Genomic DNA, 17,136 nt, shown 5'->3' with positions numbered 1-17,136 from the left:
GATGTTGATGTCATGCAGGGCGTCCGGCCATCCGACGCCCTTCTCTTCAGCGTTGCGCGAAGGGATGCGTCTTCTGCCAGTGCTCGGCGATATCGATGCGGCGGCAGATCCAGACCTTGTCGTGCGACTGCACGTAATCCAGGAAGCGCTGCAAGGCGCGGAACCGCCCCGGGCGTCCCAGCAGGCGGCAATGCATGCCGATGGAGAGCATCTTCGGCGCTTCTTCTCCCTCCTCGTACAGCACGTCGAAACTATCCTTCAGGTACTGGTAGAAATGCTCGCTGGTGTTGAAGCCCTGCGGCGTGGCAAAGCGCATGTCGTTGGAGTCCAGCGTATAGGGGACGACCAGATGCGGACGCTTTTCGCCGCTGGCGGTCTGGACTTCGGTCCAGAACGGCAGGTCGTCGCCGTAGTAATCCGAGTCATAGGCGAAACCGCCATGCTCCACCACCAGTTGCCGGGTATTGGGTGAATCGCGGCCGGTGTACCAGCCCAGCGGGGCCGATCCGGTGAGTTCACGGAAGATCTGCACGGCCTCGCGCATGTGGGCGCGTTCGGTCTCGATGTCCATGCTCTGGTAATGAATCCAGCGCAGGCCATGGCAGGCAATCTCATGACCCAGCTCCTGGAACGCCTGCGTGACGTCGGGTGAACGCTGCAATGCCATGGCCACGCCGAAGATGGTCATGGGCAGGCCGCGTTTTTCGAATTCGCGCAGGATGCGCCAGACACCCACCCGTGAGCCGTATTCGTAGATCGATTCCATCGACATGTGCCGCGCCGGATACGCCGCCGCGCCCACGATCTCCGAGAGGAACTGCTCCGAGGCGGGGTCGCCGTGCAATACGCAGTTCTCGCCGCCTTCTTCGTAGTTCAGCACGAATTGCAGCGCCACCCGCGCCTGGCCGGGCCAGTGTGCGTGCGGCGGGTTGCGGCCGTAGCCGGCGAGGTCGCGTGGGTAAGTTTGTTGCTGTGACATAAGTTCTTCGTTTGGCTATCAAGAAAGAAAACCGCAGCACCCGACAACGGCGCTGCGTGGGAAATCAGATGCGTGCAAAACCGCTGAGCAAACCATGATAAGTCTTGGGCAGCGGGCGCGCCCATTCACCACCCTTGGCCGTACCCAGGCCCAGTGCCACCAGCGACTCGGCCAGCTTGACGGCGGCGGTGACGCCATCGATCACCGGCGCACCGATGTCGCGACCGATTGCCGCGCACAGGTCGGCCATGCCGGCACAGCCCAGGACGATGGCCTCGGCGCCGTCTTCGGCCAGCGCACGCCGGCATTCCTCGGTGATGCGGGCACGCGCATCGGAGGCCGGGTTCTCCAGCTCCAGCACCGCGATCTCGCAGGCGCGCACGTTGCGGCAGAAGCGCTGCATGCCGTAGCGCTCGGCCAGGTGCCAGGCCATGCCGCTGGTGCGCGCCAGCGTGGTCACCACCGAGAACGATGGGGCGACCAGGCTGGCCATGTGCATGGCCGCTTCGGCAATCCCGATCACCGGACCACGGGCCAGCTCGCGTGCCGCCGACAGTCCCGGGTCGCCGAAGCAGGCGATCACGTAGGCATCCATGCCGGCGCGCTCGCCCGCTTCGATTTCCTGCAGCAGCCCCGGCACGGCCAGCGCCTCGTCATAGTGGCTCTCGATCGAGGCCGGCCCCATCTGCGGGCTCACGCCCGTGATCTCGGTGCCGGGCGCGGCCACCTGGCGGGCGCAGGCGGTCATGGCCTCGGTCATGCTCATGGTGGTGTTGGGATTGATCAGCTTGATGCGCATGCTTGTTCCTTGATGCAAGGGGAGACGATGTCGACGGCGTTCAGCGCTTGCGCGTGAACATCAGGTAGAACACCGAGCCCAGCGCCGCGCCGATGAACCAGGAGAAGTCGGCTGCCTTGCGCAATTGCGGCAGCATGACGCAGGCCACGCACACGGCAGCGGCCAGCACCAGCGCCTTGACGGCGTCGCGGTTGATCCCGTTGGTGTACCAGTAGCGACCCTCCGGACGCATGGTGTACAGGTCCTCGACCTTGACCTGGCGTTGCTTGACCAGGTAGTAGTCCGCCAGCAGGATGCCGTACAGCGGGCCGATGAAGCCGCCCAGCACATCCAGGGTGTAGTGGATCACTTCGGGATTGCCGAACAGGTTCCAGGGCGTGATGAAGATCGAGGCCGTGGCCGCGATCATGCCGCCGGCGCGCCAGCTGATGCGGCTGGGCGAGAGGTTGGAAAAATCGAAGGCGGCCGAGACGAAGTTGGCCACGATGTTGATGCCGATGGTGGCCGTCAGGAAGGTCAATGCGCCGATCACCGCGGCCGTGGTGCTGTCGATGCGCGAAACGGTCTCCACCGGGTCGGTGATGAGTTCACCGAAGACGGCAATGGTGGCCGAGGTGGTCACCACGGTGACGATCGAGAACGCCAGGAAGTTCACCGGCAGGCCCCAGAAGTTGCCGCGCTTCACATCGGCGAAGCTATGGCAGTAGCGTGAGAAGTCGCCGAAGTTGAGCATCGGCCCGGAGAAGTAGGACACCACCAGCGAGATGGCCGTGATCATCACCGAGACTGCTGCCCAGCCGCTGTACTTGATCTCGCCCAGGTTCAGGCCGACATTCTGCCAGCCGGCCTTGTAGATCATCCAGCCGGCCAGCAGGAACATCACCACGTACACCGCCGGTCCGGCGAAGTCGATGAATTTCTTGATGGTCTCCATGCCGTTCCAGAACACCAGCGCCTGCAGCACCCACAGCAGCAGGAAGCCACCCCAGCCCAGCGCCGAGAGGCCGGCGAAGGAGTGCACGTGGACATCGGCATAGGGCTTCAGTTCGGGGAAGAACTTCAGCACCACCACCACGAAGGCGGCCGAGGCCAGGTAGGTCTGGATACCGTACCAGGCCACCGCGATCAGGCCGCGGATCATGGCCGGCACGTTGGCCCCCAGCACGCCGAAGGACAAGCGGCTCATCACCGGATAGGGCACGCCATGCGCCTGGCTGGGACGCGCCACCAGATTGCACAGCAGGTAGACGATGCTGATGCCGATCAGCAGCGAGATCAGCACCTGCCAGCTGGTCAGGCCCAGTGCGAACAGGCTGCCGGCGAAGACATAGCCGCCCACGCTGTGCACATCGGACATCCAGAAGGCGAAGATGTTGTAGGAACCCCAGGTCTGTTTTTTCAGCGGGGCGAGATCTTCATTGGTCAGGCGCGCATCATTGCCGCCGGTGGCGCCGGCAAGCGCGGGGCCGGAAGCAGAGGGGGAAGCATCGGTAGTCATGGCCGGTCTCCATCAGAGAGAAAGGGTGGGGCGAAACGAATCACGCCCGGCCGGGGCCGGGCTGTTCAACGGACTTCCTGCATGCTCTTGGCGGCATGGTGGTGGTCACACGGTCGGTGCTGCAGCGAGCCGCGCGACGTGGCCCTGTCTGTTGCTGACTTCCTTTTTCACTTCCTTCTTCCATCTTCCTGAGGCCCCCCGTCGGGGGAAATCAGGGTGTGCGCGCCGGCCCGTGGTTCACAGTCCCTTGCCGAGCACGGCGCGCAGATCGAACTGGTCATCCGCATCCGGCCGTACCCGGTCCTCGCACAAATGCAAGTGATGTGCCATATGCGACTGGGCTGCGGCGATGTCGCCCTGTTCCAGCGCTTCCAGCACGGTCTCGTGTTCATCGAAGGAGCAGGCGTTGTGGCCCGGCGCCTCCGTCTTGGCAATCATCAGCGTGGTGCGCGAGACCAGCTTGCGCAGCGTCTCCACCAGCAACGCGTTGCCGGTCAGTTCCGCCAGCGCCAGGTGGAACTGGGCCGAGAGCCTGATCCAGCGCGGCCGGTCGCCGTTGAGATAGCAATCCCGTTCTTCTTCCACCATGCGCCGCAGGCCTGCGATCTGGCGCGTCCCGGCGGCCTGCCCGACCTTTTCCAGCACCGCGTGTTCGAGGATGTTGCGCAACTCGAACATGTCGCGCACCTCGGCGTGCGAGGGACTGGCGATGAAGGCGCCGCGATTGGCTTCCAGGTCCACCATGCCCTCCGAGGCCAGCCGCGAGAGCACCTTGCGCACCGTGTGGCGGGCCGTGTCGTAGATCTGGCACAGCGTCTGCTCGGTCAGCTTGGTCCGCGGCGGCAGCCGGTGTTCCATGATGGCGTCGTAGATGTCCTGATACATCCTCTCCTCGACCGCCCCGGTGTGTTCACGCTCGCGGGCGCTGGTACCGGAACTGGCACTGGCACGCGTGGCGGGGGCAGGGGGGCGGGCGGTCTTGTTGGCTTTGTTCATGGTGATCGTGCTCTGGCTGGTCATTCTGGTCTGGAAGGTCTTCGCCGGATGACGAGGGAGTGCAGGAATCGTCAACAATCGCGGAACAGATGTGCAACAAAACGGGGCTTATTCTGCACCAAAAAGAGAGGAATGTGTCCCCCTTTGGTTCAGCCATCTGCCGCGTTTCGATGCTGCGATGCAGCGCCGCTCAGCCTGTGCTGCCTTGAGGGCCAGTGCTTGTCGGCATGTTGCAGGGCATGATCTGCGTTCCACAGATTGTCGGCAATCCGTCTCGTGATTCCCGGCAAAAATCCTGCTCAATGGCGTAGTCCAGTTGCCGTCATTCACGGACGGGACGGTTGCCAATTCAGGGCCACACACATGCAAGAAGCGTGCTTGCCGGCGTCTTGCCAAACAAAAACGCCCGGCCAGGGCCGGGCGTGGAAGGCGGAAAGCGGGGCAAAGCGGGCTGCGCTCAGTGGGCGGCGGCGTACTGTTCCAGTTCCTGATGCAGGATGGCCTTGTCCTCGTCCGACAGGAAGCAGGCGTCGATGCCATTGCGTGCCAGTTGCAGTACCTGTTGGCGCGACAGCTCGAGCGAGCGCGCCACGGCGTGGTAGTTGGCATTCATGTAGCCACCGAAGTAGGCCGGGTCGTCGGAGTTGACCGTCACCGCCAGCCCGGCATCGAGCAGACGCGCCAGGTTGTGTTCTGCCATGTCCTTGACCACGCACAGCTTCAGGTTGGACAGCGGGCAGACCGTCAGCGGCGTGCGCTGCTGCGCCAGGCGTTGCATCAGGGCCGGGTCTTCCTCGCTGCGCACGCCATGGTCGATGCGCTCCACGTGCAGCACGTCCAGCGCACCGATGACGTAGGCGGCCGGGCCTTCCTCGCCGGCATGGGCCACCAGGCGGAAGCCCAGTTCGCGGCAGCGCGCATAGACGCGTTCGAACTTCTCCGGCGGATTGCCGCGCTCGGAGGAGTCCAGGCCGATGCCCAGCCACAGGTCGGCATATTGCTCGCGCAGCGGCAGGGCGGCCTCCAGGGTGGCGAAGGCATCTTCTTCCGACAGGTGGCGCAGGAAGGACATGATCATCACGCTGCCGAAACCATCGCGACGACGCGCATCGCGCAGCGCACCGGCGATGCCGGCAAACACGGTGGCGATTGGAATGCCGCGCTCGGTATGGGTCTGCGGATCGAAGAAGATCTCTGCATGACGCACCTGGTCGGCCTGGGCGCGGGCGATGTAGGCAGCCGTCATGTCGTAGAAGTCCTGCTCGGTGCGCAGCACGTTGGCGCCGGCGTAGTAGAGGTCGAGGAAGGACTGCAGGTCGCTGAAGTTGTAGGCGGCGCGCAGGTCTTCCACCGAGGCGTAGGGCAGATCGACCTGATTGCGCTGGGCCAGGGCGAACATCAGCTCGGGTTCCAGCGTGCCTTCGATATGCAGATGCAGTTCGGTTTTCGGCATGCCGGCGATGAAGCCGTCGAGGGCGGTGCCGGTGGCGGTGGAGGAAATGGCTGCTGAGCTCATGGAGACGACCCTTCAAAAATGGCGATAACAGGGGAGGCGGGCATAGGCTGGCCCCGGGGCCAGTTCAAGCAAACGGGGTTCGCGCCAGTATGGCCGCCTTCCGGACCCCGCATTATCACGCAAATCCCATACCGGGCTCCATCTGCGTACGCGATGCTGAACCATCCGCAGGCGCCAGGCTCTGAGTAGCACGGTATCAGGCATCCCGTCAGACGGGACTTTGACGGGGATGCAAGGAAATATCGCCAGCGACCGGCAAGACATGATTAAATGCTAAGCTTCTTGGGGGAAACGAATGCGCAACACGATCAGGGGTACTGTGCAGTGGATGTTGACCGGAACCATGCTGGCCACCATGGCCGGCTGTTCCATGATGCCGTGGACCGAAGAGGAGGACCCCACCGTGGTCCCCTACAAGACCATTCTCAGCGGTTCCTACCAGGGCTTCCTGAAGAACTGGGATGACCAGCGCCAACCGGTCTTCTGCGCCCTGATCCGCAGCCGCAGCGAATGGGACCGCTGGATGCAGCCGGCCCCGACCAACGGTGACCAGCGCCCCACCGGCCCCTCGGCCGATCACTTCGAACGCAAGCAATACCTGCTGGTGGCCCGCACGATGAGCGCCCCGGATGCGGCCGAACGTCCGCATGTCTTCACGCCGCTGTCGGTACGCCTGCGCGATGGCCGGCTGCGCCTGAACTACCTCTATCGCGCCCCGGCCTCGGGCGCTTCCTACCGCATCAAGGATTACCTGATGGTGGCCATTCCCAAGGAGCGCTTCACCACCGGACCGGTGGTGTTCTATGAGAATGATCGCAAGGTGTGTGAGATCGAACGCTGATCACGCGTCCCGGCTCGGCTTGAGCGCTTTCATTGGCATCAAATAAAAACACCCCAGGTCCGGAAAATCTTCCGTACCTGGGGTGTCTTCTATCCGGCAATCGATGCAGTACAGTGCGGTCGCTCAGGCGCCCTGCGTCATGCCGATGAACTGCTGCAGTTCCGGGGTCTTCGGATTGCCGAACAGTTCTTCCGGCGGTCCGATCTCATGGACCTTGCCCTGGTGCATGAAGACCAGGCGATTGCAGACCTCACGGGCGAAGCGCATTTCGTGGGTCACCATCAGCAGGGTCATGCCCTCCTTGGCCAGACCGCGCATGACGGTCAGCACTTCATTGACCAGTTCCGGGTCCAGCGCCGAGGTGATTTCGTCGCACAGCAGGGCCTGCGGGCTCATCGACAGCGCGCGCGCAATCGCCACGCGCTGCTGCTGGCCGCCGGAGAGCTGGTCGGGGAAGGCGTCGAACTTGTGACCCAGGCCGACCTTCTCCAGGTTGGCCTTGGCCGTGGCCATGGCTTCGGCTTCGGACGTGCCCTTGACGATCATCGGCGCGATCATCACGTTGCGACCCACCGACAGGTGCGGGAACAGGTTGAACTGCTGGAAGATCATGCCGACCTTCAGGCGCAGGTTGCGCAGTTCCAGTTCGCTGGCGCCCAGCTTGGCGCCGGCCACGCTGATGTTGCCTTCGTCGATGCTCTCCAGACCGTTGATGCAGCGCAGGAGGGTGGACTTGCCCGAGCCGCTCTTGCCGATGATGGCGATCACTTCGCCGGGCTCGACATCCAGGCTGATGCCCTTGAGGACCTCGTTGTCGCCGAAGCGTTTCTTGACGTTGTCAATGGCGATGAGCGGCATTGTATTTCCTTTCTAAAGACTGGCTGTACTTGGACAGCGGCCAGCAAAGCACGAAGTAGAAGGCGCCCACGATGGCGAACACCGTGAAGGGGCGGAAGGTGGCGTTGGTGATGACGGTGCCGGCCTTGGACAGTTCGATGAAGCCGATGATGGACGTCACCGCAGTGGATTTGATGATCTGCACGCCGAAGCCGACGGTGGGCGCAATGGCGATACGGAAGGCCTGCGGCAGCACGATGTAGCGCATCTGCTGGAAGTAGCCCATGGCCAGCACCGAGGAGGCTTCCCACTGCCCCTTGGGTACGGCTTCCACGCAGCCGCGCCAGATTTCGGCGAGGTACGAGGCGCTCCAGCACATCAAGGCCAGTCCTGCCGCCAGCCAGGCCGGCACTTCGATGCCGAACAGCGCGATGCCGAAGAAGACCAGGAACAGCTGCATCAGCAGCGGCGTGCCCTGGAACAGTTCGATGTACAGCCGCGCCACCTGACGCAGCCAGTTCTGGCGCGAGGTGCGCATGAACAGGATGATCAGGCCCAGCGCGCCGCCGAGCAGGAAGGTGACCAGCGAGAGCAGGATGGTCCAGCGCCACGCCAGCATCAGGTTGCGGACGATGTCCCAGGTGGTGAACGAGATCATGCGGTCCTCCGGGCGGTGATGAAGTGTTGACCGATCAGGCGCAGCAGTTGGCGCAACAGGATGGCCAGTACCAGGTAGATGGCGGTGGCCACGATGTAGGCCTCGAAGGCGCGGAAGTTGCGGCCCTGGATATAGTTGGCGGCGAACGACAGTTCTTCCACCGCGATCTGCGAGCATACGGCCGAGCCCAGCATCACGATCACCACCTGCGAGGACAGCGCCGGCCAGATCTTCTGCAGCGCCGGGCGCAGGATGATGTGGCGGAAGATCTGCATGCGCGACATCGACAGCGATTGCGCCGCTTCGATCTGGCCGCGCGGGATGGCCTGCACGCCGGCACGGATGATCTCGGTGCTGTACGCGCCCAGGTTGATCACCATGGCCAGGATGGCGGCGCTGATTTCACTGATATGGATATTCAGCGAAGGCAGGCCGAAGAAGATGAAGAACAATTGCACCAGGAAGGGCGTGTTGCGGATCATCTCCACATAGGCGCTGACGATGGGCTTGAGCCAGCCCGGTCCCTGCGTGCGCGCCCAGGCGCCGAAGATGCCCACGGCCACGCCGAGCACGCCGCCGATGGCAATGAGCTCGATGGTGGTCACCACACCCTTGACGATGACGTCGGTGTAGTCGAGGGTGGAAAGGAAATCGAATTGATAAGCCATGATGTCGTGTCTGCCCTGCCTTTATATTGCTGCGTGCTGCCGGGTTGTCCGCCTGCCCTGCGATGGTGCTCTTGCTCTGAAAACGTGTATCTGGTGCTGCGTGCATCGCCGGTTCCGGGCGGAATCGGACCGGCAATGCAGGGTACTGCGGGGCTATTGCAATTTACAGGCCAGCCGGCAGCGGCAGGCCCAGCCACTTCTGCGAGATGGCGTTGAGGCTGCCATCCTTCTTGGCTTCGGCCAGGATCGCGTCGACCTTGTCCTGCAGCTTCTTCTCACCCTTGTTCAGACCGATGAAGCAAGGCGAATCCTTGATCAGGAACTTGGTTTCGGGCTTCTTGGGCGGGTTCTTGGCGATGATGGCAGCGGCCACCACGTTGCCGGTGGCCACCAGTTGCACCTGGCCCGAGAGGAAGGAGCTGATGGTGCTGTTGTTGTCTTCGTAGCGCTTCACTGTCGCAGTGGGCGGGACGATCTTGGTCAGTTCCAGGTCTTCCACCGAACCACGGGTGACCGCGATGGTCTTGCCGGCCAGGTCGGCCGCGCCCTTGACGGACAGGTCGGCCGGGCCGAACACGCCGTTGAAGAACGGTGCATAGGCAGCCGAGAAGTCGATCACTTTCTCACGCTCTGCGTTCTTGCCCATGCTGGAGATGACCAGGTCGACCTTCTTGGTGGTCAGGTAGGGGATACGGTTGGCGCTGGAGACCGGGATCAGTTCCACCTTCACGCCCAGCTTCTTGGCGATCAGGGTGGCCACGTCGATGTCCAGGCCCAGTGGCTTGAGATCGGAGTCGACCGAGCCGAACGGCGGGAAGTCGGCCGGCACGGCCACGCGCAGCGTGCCGTTCTTCTGGATATCGTCCAGGGCGTCGGCACGGGCAGCCGAAGCGGAGAACATCATGGCGCCGGCCATCAGGCCGAGCAGGAGTTTGGTCAGTTTCATAGCAGTTTCCCTAGTGTTGACGACGTTGATGAGTGGCCCTGCGCGGTGCTGGCGCTTACTGCGGCCGTTTGCCTGGCGGGCCCGCGACGCCGGTCCCTGCGGCGGCCCCCTGCCGCGAGACCGATGCCAGTGCCTGCCGCAGCGGTTCCAGCGGATCGCTGCTGCGCACCTGGTTGAGACCTGATTCCACGTGTTGCAAGTGGACCTGCATCAGGTGCTCAGCCTGTTCCAGATCGCCGCGTTCCAGCGCCTCGACGATCAGGACATGTTCCGAACACGAATCCTCCGCCTGCTCCGACGACTGATGCAGCATCGCCGTCAGCGTGGTGCGGGCGGTCAGGTCGCGCAGCGTTTCCGACAGCAGCGAGTTGCCCAGGCATTCGCACAGGCAGACGTGGAAGTCGCCCAGCAGATAGCTGCGCGCCCCGACGTCGGCGCCGGCAATGGCGGCCTCTTCGCGGGCGATGTGCTCGCGCAGTTGCCGGATTGCCTCGCCGCTGACCGGACGTACCCGCGCCTGTCGCAGCAGCCCCAGCTCGATCACGCGGCGCGCCTCGAAGGCCTCGCGCGCCTGCTCCGGCGTGGGTTCGATGACGAACCAGCCGCGCCGCGCACTGACCGTGACGATGCCGCGTGCCATGAGCCGCGTCAGCGCTTCCCGCACCTGGGTGCGCGAAACGCCGAACAGGTCGGCCAGTTGCTGCTCGCCCAGCCGGGTACCCGGCGCCAATTGCTTGGCGAGGATGGCCTCGGTGATGCGGACCGCAATCTGCGACGACGACTTGACGGAAGGATTGGTGCTCATGTCCCCTCATCAGCAAGTTGTGTGCCACGCTGATATACAAGATTGGCATACAACACACGGCGACGATTATTGGTGGCGAAAAGCTTGCGTGGCAAGGATTTTCGCTGGGTGCTGGGCAGGGGGAATACTGCGGGGGTGAAGTGTGCTGCAGTGCGATGCGAGTGGAGGTGAAGCTTAATACTGCACCTTTTGCTGCTTTTTGGTGCAGGAAAAGATACGCCGGGGTCATCGCCGCCGCCCCGGTTTTGTGCATTGCATTGTCGTCATGCCATCGTTGGTGGCGGGTGACGGCGGGCCTGTCCCGGCCTGCGGGACGATGGCCCTAAGGCAGCCGGCCCAGCGCTTCCCTGGCTTGCCGGTATTGCTCGACCAGTTGCTCCACAATGCCTGCGGCCGGCAGCACTTCGCTGACGGCGCCCAGCCCCTGGCCGCTGCCCCAGATGTCCTTCCAGCGCTTGGGGCGGGCCACATCCATGCCTTGCGCCGGCGCCTCTCGAAGCTGGTCGGGATCGAGGCCGGCGGCGCGGATGCTCGGTTTGAGGTAATTGCCGGGGACGCCGGAGAAATAGGGGGTATAGACGATATCCTCGGCGCTGCCCTGCACGATCATCTGCTTGTACAGCGGGGCCGCCGCCGATTCTTCCGAGGCGATGAAGCGTGTTCCCATATAGACCAGGTCGCAGCCCAGGGCCTGTGCCGCCAGGATGCCGCGTCCATCGGAAATGGCGCCGCCCAGTACCAGCAGCCCGTCGAACAGGCGGCGTACATCGGCCGCCAGGGCGAACGGACTGAGCGCGCCGGCATGCCCCCCGGCCCCGGCGCAGACCAGGATCAGGCCATCCACACCGGCGGCGATGGCCTTGCGCGCATGGCGCAGCGTGGTCACATCGTGCAGCACGATACCGCCATAGGCATGTACCGCAGCCACTACCTGCTCGGGCGCATGCAGCGAGGTGATGACGATCGGCACGCGGTGGCGCACGCAGGTGGCCAGGTCATCCTGCAGGCGCTGGTTGGAGGGATGCACGATCAGGTTCACTGCATAGGGCGCAATGATGCGCGAAGGATGGGCCTGGCGCAGGGCGTCCAGGTCCTCTTCGATGCGGCACAGCCATTGCTCCAGTTGTTCCTGCGGACGGGCATTGAGGGCCGGGAAGGCGCCGACGATGCCGGCCCCGCATTGCGCCGTCACCAGCGCCGGATTGGACACCAGGAACATGGGCGAGCCGATCACCGGCAGCCGCAGCCGTGCCGCCAGGGTGGCGGCGTTCATGCCGTCCTCCCGCTGGCCTGGCCGAAGGCGGCGATGCGTGCGGCCATGTCCGGGCCCTTGCCGGCATTGCGGAATACTTCGTGCGCCAGTCCGGCCGCCAGGGGCAGGCCATCGGTCTCTTCCAGCAGGCGCTTGGTGGCGCGGTGAGAGAACCAGGAGCCGGCCAGAAGCTCGCGTACCAGTGCCTGGAGTTCGGTCTCGAACTGCGCATCGTCGAAGCAGAGATTGGCCAGCCCCATCTCTGCGGCGCGCTGGCCGTCGTAACGCCGGCCCAGCAACATCATCTCGCGCGCACGGGCCACGCCGATGCGTCTTGGCAGGCGCTGACTCATGCCCCATAACGGCGTCAGCGCCCAGCGCGCATGGGTATCGGCAAAGCTGGCCGAGCGGCTGCAGACGATCAGGTCGCCGGCCAGCGCCAGTTCCAGCGCACCGGTATAGCAATGGCCGTGCACCGCCACGATCACCACCTGCGGCAGCCGCGCCAGGCGATCGACGGTGCGCGCCTGCAGATGCGGCAGCGGCAGGGCCTGGCCGGCGGCGATGTCGTGCAGATCGTTGCCGGCCGAGAAGCAGCGGCCGGCACCACGCAGCAGCACCGCACCGATGTGCTCCTGTTGCTGCTCCAGCGCACCCAGGTGGGCGTGCAACTGCTGGAACATCTCTACCGTCAGGGCATTGAGCTTGTCGGGCCGGTTCAGCGTCAGCGTGCATAGCCCATCGCAGTCCTCCCGCAACACCTGCGCGCTCATGACTGCGCCGCCTGCGCCTGCTGGCGCGCGCCTTCGCGGGTGAGGACGAGGACATCGCTGTCGCCTTCCTGGGCGACCTCGCCGCGCTGGTTCAGCAGCCGGAAGCGCCGTCCCAGCTTGCCGCTGCGTCCGCTCTTGCCGGCTTCCACCGTCAGGATCTCCAGCTCCAGGTGCAGTGTGTCGCCCACGAGGATGGGTTGCTTGAACTCCCACTGGCGCAAGCCCAGCATGGCAATCACGGAGTGTTCGAAGATGCCCAGCTGGTGCAGCATCCCGGTACACAGGGCGATGCCCAGGGTGCCATGCACCAGGCGCTGACCATAGCGCGTGTGGCGCGCAAATTCGGCATCGGCGTGGATCGGGTTCCAGTCACCGGACAGCATCGAGAACATGGTCAGGTCGGTCTCCGTGAGAGTGCGTCCGCCGCTGGTGAAGCGTTGGCCGGGCTGGAAATCTTCGAGGTAGAGGGAAGGCATGCGGGCTCCGTGGGCAAAAGGGTCAGGCGGCTGCGGTCAGCCGTTGCAGCGCCATGTCGCGCAGCTTGGCGCGCTGGATCTTGGTGCCGTTCGAACTCTGGGTGGTCGGGAAGGCATCGACCAACCAGACATGCGCCGGCACCTTGAAGGGCGCCAGGTTCTGGCTGGCGCTGCGCAGGATGGCCTGCGTATCGGGACGGACGTCGGGCGCGGCGATGACGAAGGCCACCGGCCGCGCCTGGCAGCCGATATCCACCGAGACCACCTGCACATCGGCGACCCCGGCCACGGTCTTGATGACATCCTCGATTTCCACCGGGCTGACCAGATAGCCGCCCAGCCGCATGGCGTCGCCCTGGCGAGTCAGATAGACGAAGCTGCCATCGGCGCGCAGGTATCCGACGTCGCCGGTACGGAAGTAGCCTTCGGCGTCCATTGCGCGGGCGCTGGCTTCGGGGTTGTTCAGATAAGTCACGAAGTTGGTATCGGCGCGGATTTCGATGGCGCCGCTCTGGCCTGGACCCAGCAGTTCGCCACTGTCGATGTCGCGGATGCGGATCTGCACGCCGAAAGCGTGGCTGGCCGGCAGGCCACCGCCGAGAATGCGCTCCGACAGTGGCAGAGCGCGAGGTTGCAGCGAGAACAGTGCCTGCACCTCGGACGAGCCGTACAGACCGATCAAGGGGATGCCTCTGGCCCAGGCGGCCTCGGTGAATTCCACCACGCCCGGATGGAAGCAGGCAAAACCGAATACGCGTGCACTGGGGAAGGGGCGTTCGCCCTGTCCGTGTTCGATGATGCGACGGAACATCTCGTCGCTGCCGAAGACATGCGTGACCGCGTGGCGCACGATGAGCTGCGCGGCCTGTTCTCCATCGAAGGTATCCATCATCACGATCGGCTGGCCGGCAACGAAGGTCGCCATCGCCGCATTGAATCCGAACACGCCGGCGAAGGGCAGGGCCGCCAGCAGCCGCACCCCATCCTCGCTGAAGCCATAGGCCGGCGCCGCGCGCTGGCTGTGCAGGCAGATCGTGCGCTGGCTATGCAGCACCAGCTTGGGACCACTGGTGGTCCCTGAAGTGGTGAAGAGGATACTGGCCATATCCGGTGCGGCGGCCGTGATGGGGTCGTCGGCGGCCACCGGCGGCAGCCGATGCAGATCGAAGCGCACTGCGGGTTTGCCCAGTACCTGCGCGGGTGGCGTATCGCCGGCATCCAGTACCACCACCTCGCGCAGCGCTGCTGCAGCTTGCGCCGGCACATCGGCCAGCACCGCCGGAAAATCGATCTTGCGGAAGTTCAGTTGCAACACCAGCAGACTGGCCTGGGAACGTTCCAGGATGTAGGCCAGCTCGTGCGAGCGATAGCGGGTATTGACCGTCATCACGGCCGCGCCCAGACGCGCCAGTGCGAAGTACAGCGCCAGCCACTCGATGCGGTTGACCAGCCACAGCGCCACCCGGTCGCCGGGTCTGACGCCGCGCGCCTGCAGCCAGGCTGCGCTGCGTCGGACCATGTCATCGAATTGTGCGTAGGTAATGCGCTCTTCATCGACGATGAAGGCGGTGGCGTCGCCGCGTTCGGCCACATGACGGGCCAGCAGAGCGGGCAGGGTCAGCAGGGTCTGCGGAGTTTGCGGAGTTTGGTCGGGCATCAGTACAGCTCCATCAGCTTGGCGTTGTCGTCCAGTTCGGCGGGCAGGGCTTCGCGGATGATGGCACCGGACTTCATGACCACCACCCGATCCGAGATCTTCAGGGCCTGCTTGACGTTCTGCTCCACCAGCAGGATCGCCATGCCGGTCTCGCGCTGCAGCTGCCGGATCGGTTGCAGCAGGTCCTGGAACAACTTGGGTGCCAGACCGATCGAGGGCTCGTCCATCAGCAGGCAGCGTGGCCGCGACAGCAGTGCGCGGCCGATGGAAACCATCTGTTGCTGGCCGCCCGAGAGGGTGCCGGCGCGGCGCCCGTAGAACTGCCGTAGCGCTGGCAGGACCGACATCACCCACTCCAGGCGTGCCTGGCGTTCGCCTTCGGCTACGCCGGCGGCCCACAGGCCCATCTTCATGGTCTCGGCCACCGTCAGTCCGGGAAACACTCCGCGTCCCTCCGGCACCAGCGAGATACCGGCCGCACACAGGCGACGCGGTTCCACTACCGCCAGCGGTTGGCCGTCCAGCAGCACCTGGCCTTCCTGGCGGGCGACCAGACCGAACAGCGTCTTCAACAGGGTCGACTTGCCGGCGCCGTTATGTCCGATCAGGCAGAGCACTTCGCCCGGCAGCAGGCGGAAATCGAAATCGCGCAATACCGGACGACCGCCATAGCCCACCACCAGCTGGCGGGTTTCCAGCAGGGCCGGGGCAGGGTCGGGATGGACTTGGGCATTCATGAGGTCTGGTCTCCGAAATAGATGGCGGCGAGGTGCGGATTCTTCAGTACCTCGTCCGGCAGGCCATCGGCCAGCAGCTTGCCCTGATCGAGGAAGGCGATGCGGTCGGAAATGCCGACCACGATATCGAGGTTGTGTTCGATGATGCACACCGTCACGCCCTTGGCGACCTCGCTGCGCAGTAGTCCGAGGAAGCGCTCGTAGGAGCTGCGGTCCAGGCCCGAGGCCGGTTCGTCGAGCAGCCAGATGCGGGCATCGGCGGCCATGATGCGGGCCATGCTGAGAAACTTGCGTTCCGCATAGGAGAGGTCGATGGCACGGGTGCGCGCCTTGGTCTCCAGGCCGGTGCGTGCCAGGATATCGTGCACCCGTTCCAGGCGCTGCTGGCGCGCGGCACGCCCGCCCGGTTGCCAGATCCACGACACCGGCTCCATCACCGTCAGCACGTTTTCTTCCACGCTCATCTGGTTGAACAGGCGCAGGTCCTGGAAGGTACGGGCGATGCCCATGCGCGCGATCTGGAAATGGCGGCGACCGATCAGGGATTGCCCGCGCCACAGGATCTCCCCGTCATCCGGGACCAGATGGCCGGTGATCTGGTTGAACAGCGTAGTCTTGCCCGCGCCATTGGGGCCGACCAGCGTGGTGACGATGCCGGCGCGCAGATCCAGGCTCACATCGTTGGTCACCTTCAAGCCGCCGAAGCTCTTGTTGAGGTGGCGTATCGACAGCAGCACTTCGCCATCGCCCTGCGGCGCAAGCGCAGCCTGCATGGCGCCTTCGTGTTCGGTGATGGCATTCATGCGGCCTTCTCCTTGGCAGGTCGTGCGGACGAGGAACCGACGATGCCGCCGGGGCGATAGATCATCAGCAGCACCATGGCCAGGCCATAGGCGATCTGCTGGATCGAGCCGATCTCGGTCTGCGGCAGGAAGGACATGTAGCTGAACACGCCCGGCAGCAGCATCAGCAGCACCGTGCCCACCAGGGGGCCGAGCAGGGTGCCGGTGCCACCGATGATGACCATGGCCATCAGCAGTACCGAGGTGTCGAGCATGAAGCTCTCGACATTGATGAAGCCCATGTAGAACGCGTAGAGGGCGCCCGCCACCGCGGCCAGCATGGCCGAGATCACCACCGACAACGTCTTGATCACGGCCACGTTCTTGCCGCAGGCATGCGCGGCCGACTCACTGTCGCGGATGGCCTTGAGATTGCGACCGAACGAGGAGCGCAACAGCACGCTGGTCAGCAGCAGTACCGGGATCAGGCAGCACAGTGCCAGCAGCAGGAACTGCACCGGATCGGCAACCGCATGCCCGAACAGTTCGGCGGGCGGGATGCCGATCATGCCGCCCAGCCCGCCGGTGACCGACTTCCATTCGGAGAACACGGTCACCCCCAGGACCTGCAGCCCCAGCGAGGCGGCCACGAAATATTCGCCGCGTACCCGCAACGCCGGCAGTGCCAGTACCAGCGACAGGGCGCCGGCCACCAGCATGGCCAGCGGGATCACCAGGAAGATGTTGGCGCTGGCGTGGAGCGCCAGCCAGGCCGCGCTATAGGCCCCCACGCCGAAGAAGATGGCATGGGCGATCGAAAAGATGCCGGCATAGCCCATGATGAAATTGAGCGTGATGGCCAGCACCGCATTGATGCACATGAGCGTGGCCAGGTTCAGGAGATAGGCAAGCATGG

Annotated in this window: 18 protein-coding genes; 1 reads left to right on the top strand and 17 read right to left on the bottom strand. The window is 64.5% G+C overall.

Features of this window, described 5'->3' with window-relative positions; translation table 11 throughout:
• Positions 1 to 46 precede the first annotated feature (46 nt).
• From puuE to HWE04_RS00620, 5 genes are all read right to left on the bottom strand, one after another.
• Complete coding sequence (gene puuE, locus HWE04_RS00640; RefSeq protein ID WP_241811208.1) at positions 47 to 979, bottom strand: allantoinase PuuE; 933 nt, start codon at positions 977 to 979, stop codon at positions 47 to 49.
• Between the two features lie 64 nt (positions 980 to 1,043).
• On the bottom strand, positions 1,044 to 1,778 hold the full coding sequence (locus HWE04_RS00635; protein WP_241811207.1) for an aspartate/glutamate racemase family protein: 735 nt from the start codon (positions 1,776 to 1,778) through the stop codon (positions 1,044 to 1,046).
• A gap of 40 nt (positions 1,779 to 1,818) precedes the next feature.
• Positions 1,819 to 3,276, bottom strand: a complete 1,458-nt coding sequence (locus tag HWE04_RS00630) for an NCS1 family nucleobase:cation symporter-1 (RefSeq protein ID WP_241811206.1) — start codon at positions 3,274 to 3,276, stop codon at positions 1,819 to 1,821.
• 237 nt (positions 3,277 to 3,513) lie between these two features.
• Positions 3,514 to 4,272: a GntR family transcriptional regulator gene (locus tag HWE04_RS00625; RefSeq protein WP_039874068.1), complete on the bottom strand. Its 759-nt coding sequence runs from the start codon at positions 4,270 to 4,272 to the stop codon at positions 3,514 to 3,516.
• 457 nt (positions 4,273 to 4,729) lie between these two features.
• A complete protein-coding gene (locus HWE04_RS00620; protein WP_234294773.1) occupies positions 4,730 to 5,788 on the bottom strand; it encodes an adenosine deaminase in 1,059 nt (352 codons plus the stop codon).
• Between the two features lie 295 nt (positions 5,789 to 6,083).
• Between HWE04_RS00620 and HWE04_RS00615 the strand changes: the two genes are divergently transcribed.
• Entirely contained in the window at positions 6,084 to 6,629 is a 546-nt protein-coding gene (locus HWE04_RS00615) for a hypothetical protein (protein ID WP_234294772.1), read from the top strand.
• 123 nt (positions 6,630 to 6,752) lie between these two features.
• Here HWE04_RS00615 and HWE04_RS00610 read toward each other — a convergent pair whose 3' ends face one another.
• The 12 genes from HWE04_RS00610 to HWE04_RS00555 form a co-directional block, all read right to left on the bottom strand.
• Complete coding sequence (locus tag HWE04_RS00610; protein ID WP_077236161.1) at positions 6,753 to 7,487, bottom strand: amino acid ABC transporter ATP-binding protein; 735 nt, start codon at positions 7,485 to 7,487, stop codon at positions 6,753 to 6,755.
• Positions 7,468 to 8,124 (bottom strand): amino acid ABC transporter permease, encoded by a 657-nt coding sequence (locus HWE04_RS00605; RefSeq protein ID WP_006461431.1) that lies wholly within the window; start codon positions 8,122 to 8,124, stop codon positions 7,468 to 7,470. Before HWE04_RS00605 ends, HWE04_RS00610 begins: the two co-directional genes overlap by 20 nt.
• Complete coding sequence (locus HWE04_RS00600; RefSeq protein WP_182993155.1) at positions 8,121 to 8,792, bottom strand: amino acid ABC transporter permease; 672 nt, start codon at positions 8,790 to 8,792, stop codon at positions 8,121 to 8,123. The genes HWE04_RS00605 and HWE04_RS00600 overlap by 4 nt, the downstream gene beginning before the upstream one ends.
• A 163-nt stretch (positions 8,793 to 8,955) precedes the next feature.
• Positions 8,956 to 9,738: a transporter substrate-binding domain-containing protein gene (locus HWE04_RS00595; RefSeq protein WP_006461433.1), complete on the bottom strand. Its 783-nt coding sequence runs from the start codon at positions 9,736 to 9,738 to the stop codon at positions 8,956 to 8,958.
• 55 nt (positions 9,739 to 9,793) lie between these two features.
• Positions 9,794 to 10,543, bottom strand: coding sequence for a GntR family transcriptional regulator (locus HWE04_RS00590; RefSeq protein ID WP_241811205.1), 750 nt, complete (start codon positions 10,541 to 10,543; stop codon positions 9,794 to 9,796).
• A gap of 322 nt (positions 10,544 to 10,865) precedes the next feature.
• Positions 10,866 to 11,816 carry an NAD(P)H-dependent flavin oxidoreductase gene (locus HWE04_RS00585; RefSeq protein ID WP_241811204.1) on the bottom strand — a complete coding sequence of 317 codons (951 nt, stop codon included), beginning with the start codon at positions 11,814 to 11,816 and terminating at the stop codon, positions 10,866 to 10,868.
• Positions 11,813 to 12,568, bottom strand: coding sequence for an enoyl-CoA hydratase/isomerase family protein (locus HWE04_RS00580; RefSeq protein ID WP_241811203.1), 756 nt, complete (start codon positions 12,566 to 12,568; stop codon positions 11,813 to 11,815). Before HWE04_RS00580 ends, HWE04_RS00585 begins: the two co-directional genes overlap by 4 nt.
• The gene (locus HWE04_RS00575) at positions 12,565 to 13,044 is read right to left on the bottom strand and encodes a MaoC/PaaZ C-terminal domain-containing protein (protein WP_077236155.1); all 480 of its coding nucleotides are present in this window, start codon (positions 13,042 to 13,044) and stop codon (positions 12,565 to 12,567) included. Before HWE04_RS00575 ends, HWE04_RS00580 begins: the two co-directional genes overlap by 4 nt.
• A gap of 22 nt (positions 13,045 to 13,066) precedes the next feature.
• Positions 13,067 to 14,701: an AMP-binding protein gene (locus tag HWE04_RS00570; RefSeq protein ID WP_241811202.1), complete on the bottom strand. Its 1,635-nt coding sequence runs from the start codon at positions 14,699 to 14,701 to the stop codon at positions 13,067 to 13,069.
• Positions 14,701 to 15,438, bottom strand: a complete 738-nt coding sequence (locus HWE04_RS00565; protein WP_241811201.1) for an ABC transporter ATP-binding protein — start codon at positions 15,436 to 15,438, stop codon at positions 14,701 to 14,703. The genes HWE04_RS00570 and HWE04_RS00565 overlap by 1 nt, the downstream gene beginning before the upstream one ends.
• Positions 15,435 to 16,241 carry an ABC transporter ATP-binding protein gene (locus tag HWE04_RS00560; protein WP_006461440.1) on the bottom strand — a complete coding sequence of 269 codons (807 nt, stop codon included), beginning with the start codon at positions 16,239 to 16,241 and terminating at the stop codon, positions 15,435 to 15,437. Before HWE04_RS00560 ends, HWE04_RS00565 begins: the two co-directional genes overlap by 4 nt.
• Positions 16,238 to 17,134 (bottom strand): branched-chain amino acid ABC transporter permease, encoded by an 897-nt coding sequence (locus HWE04_RS00555; RefSeq protein ID WP_006461441.1) that lies wholly within the window; start codon positions 17,132 to 17,134, stop codon positions 16,238 to 16,240. Before HWE04_RS00555 ends, HWE04_RS00560 begins: the two co-directional genes overlap by 4 nt.
• Between the last annotated feature and the right edge of the window lie 2 nt (positions 17,135 to 17,136).

Source organism: Herbaspirillum sp. C7C2 (assembly GCF_022627865.1).
Lineage (GTDB): Bacteria > Pseudomonadota > Gammaproteobacteria > Burkholderiales > Burkholderiaceae_D > Herbaspirillum > Herbaspirillum frisingense.
Note: the sequence above shows the minus strand (reverse complement) of the source record. Positions and strands in the feature narration are given on the sequence as shown.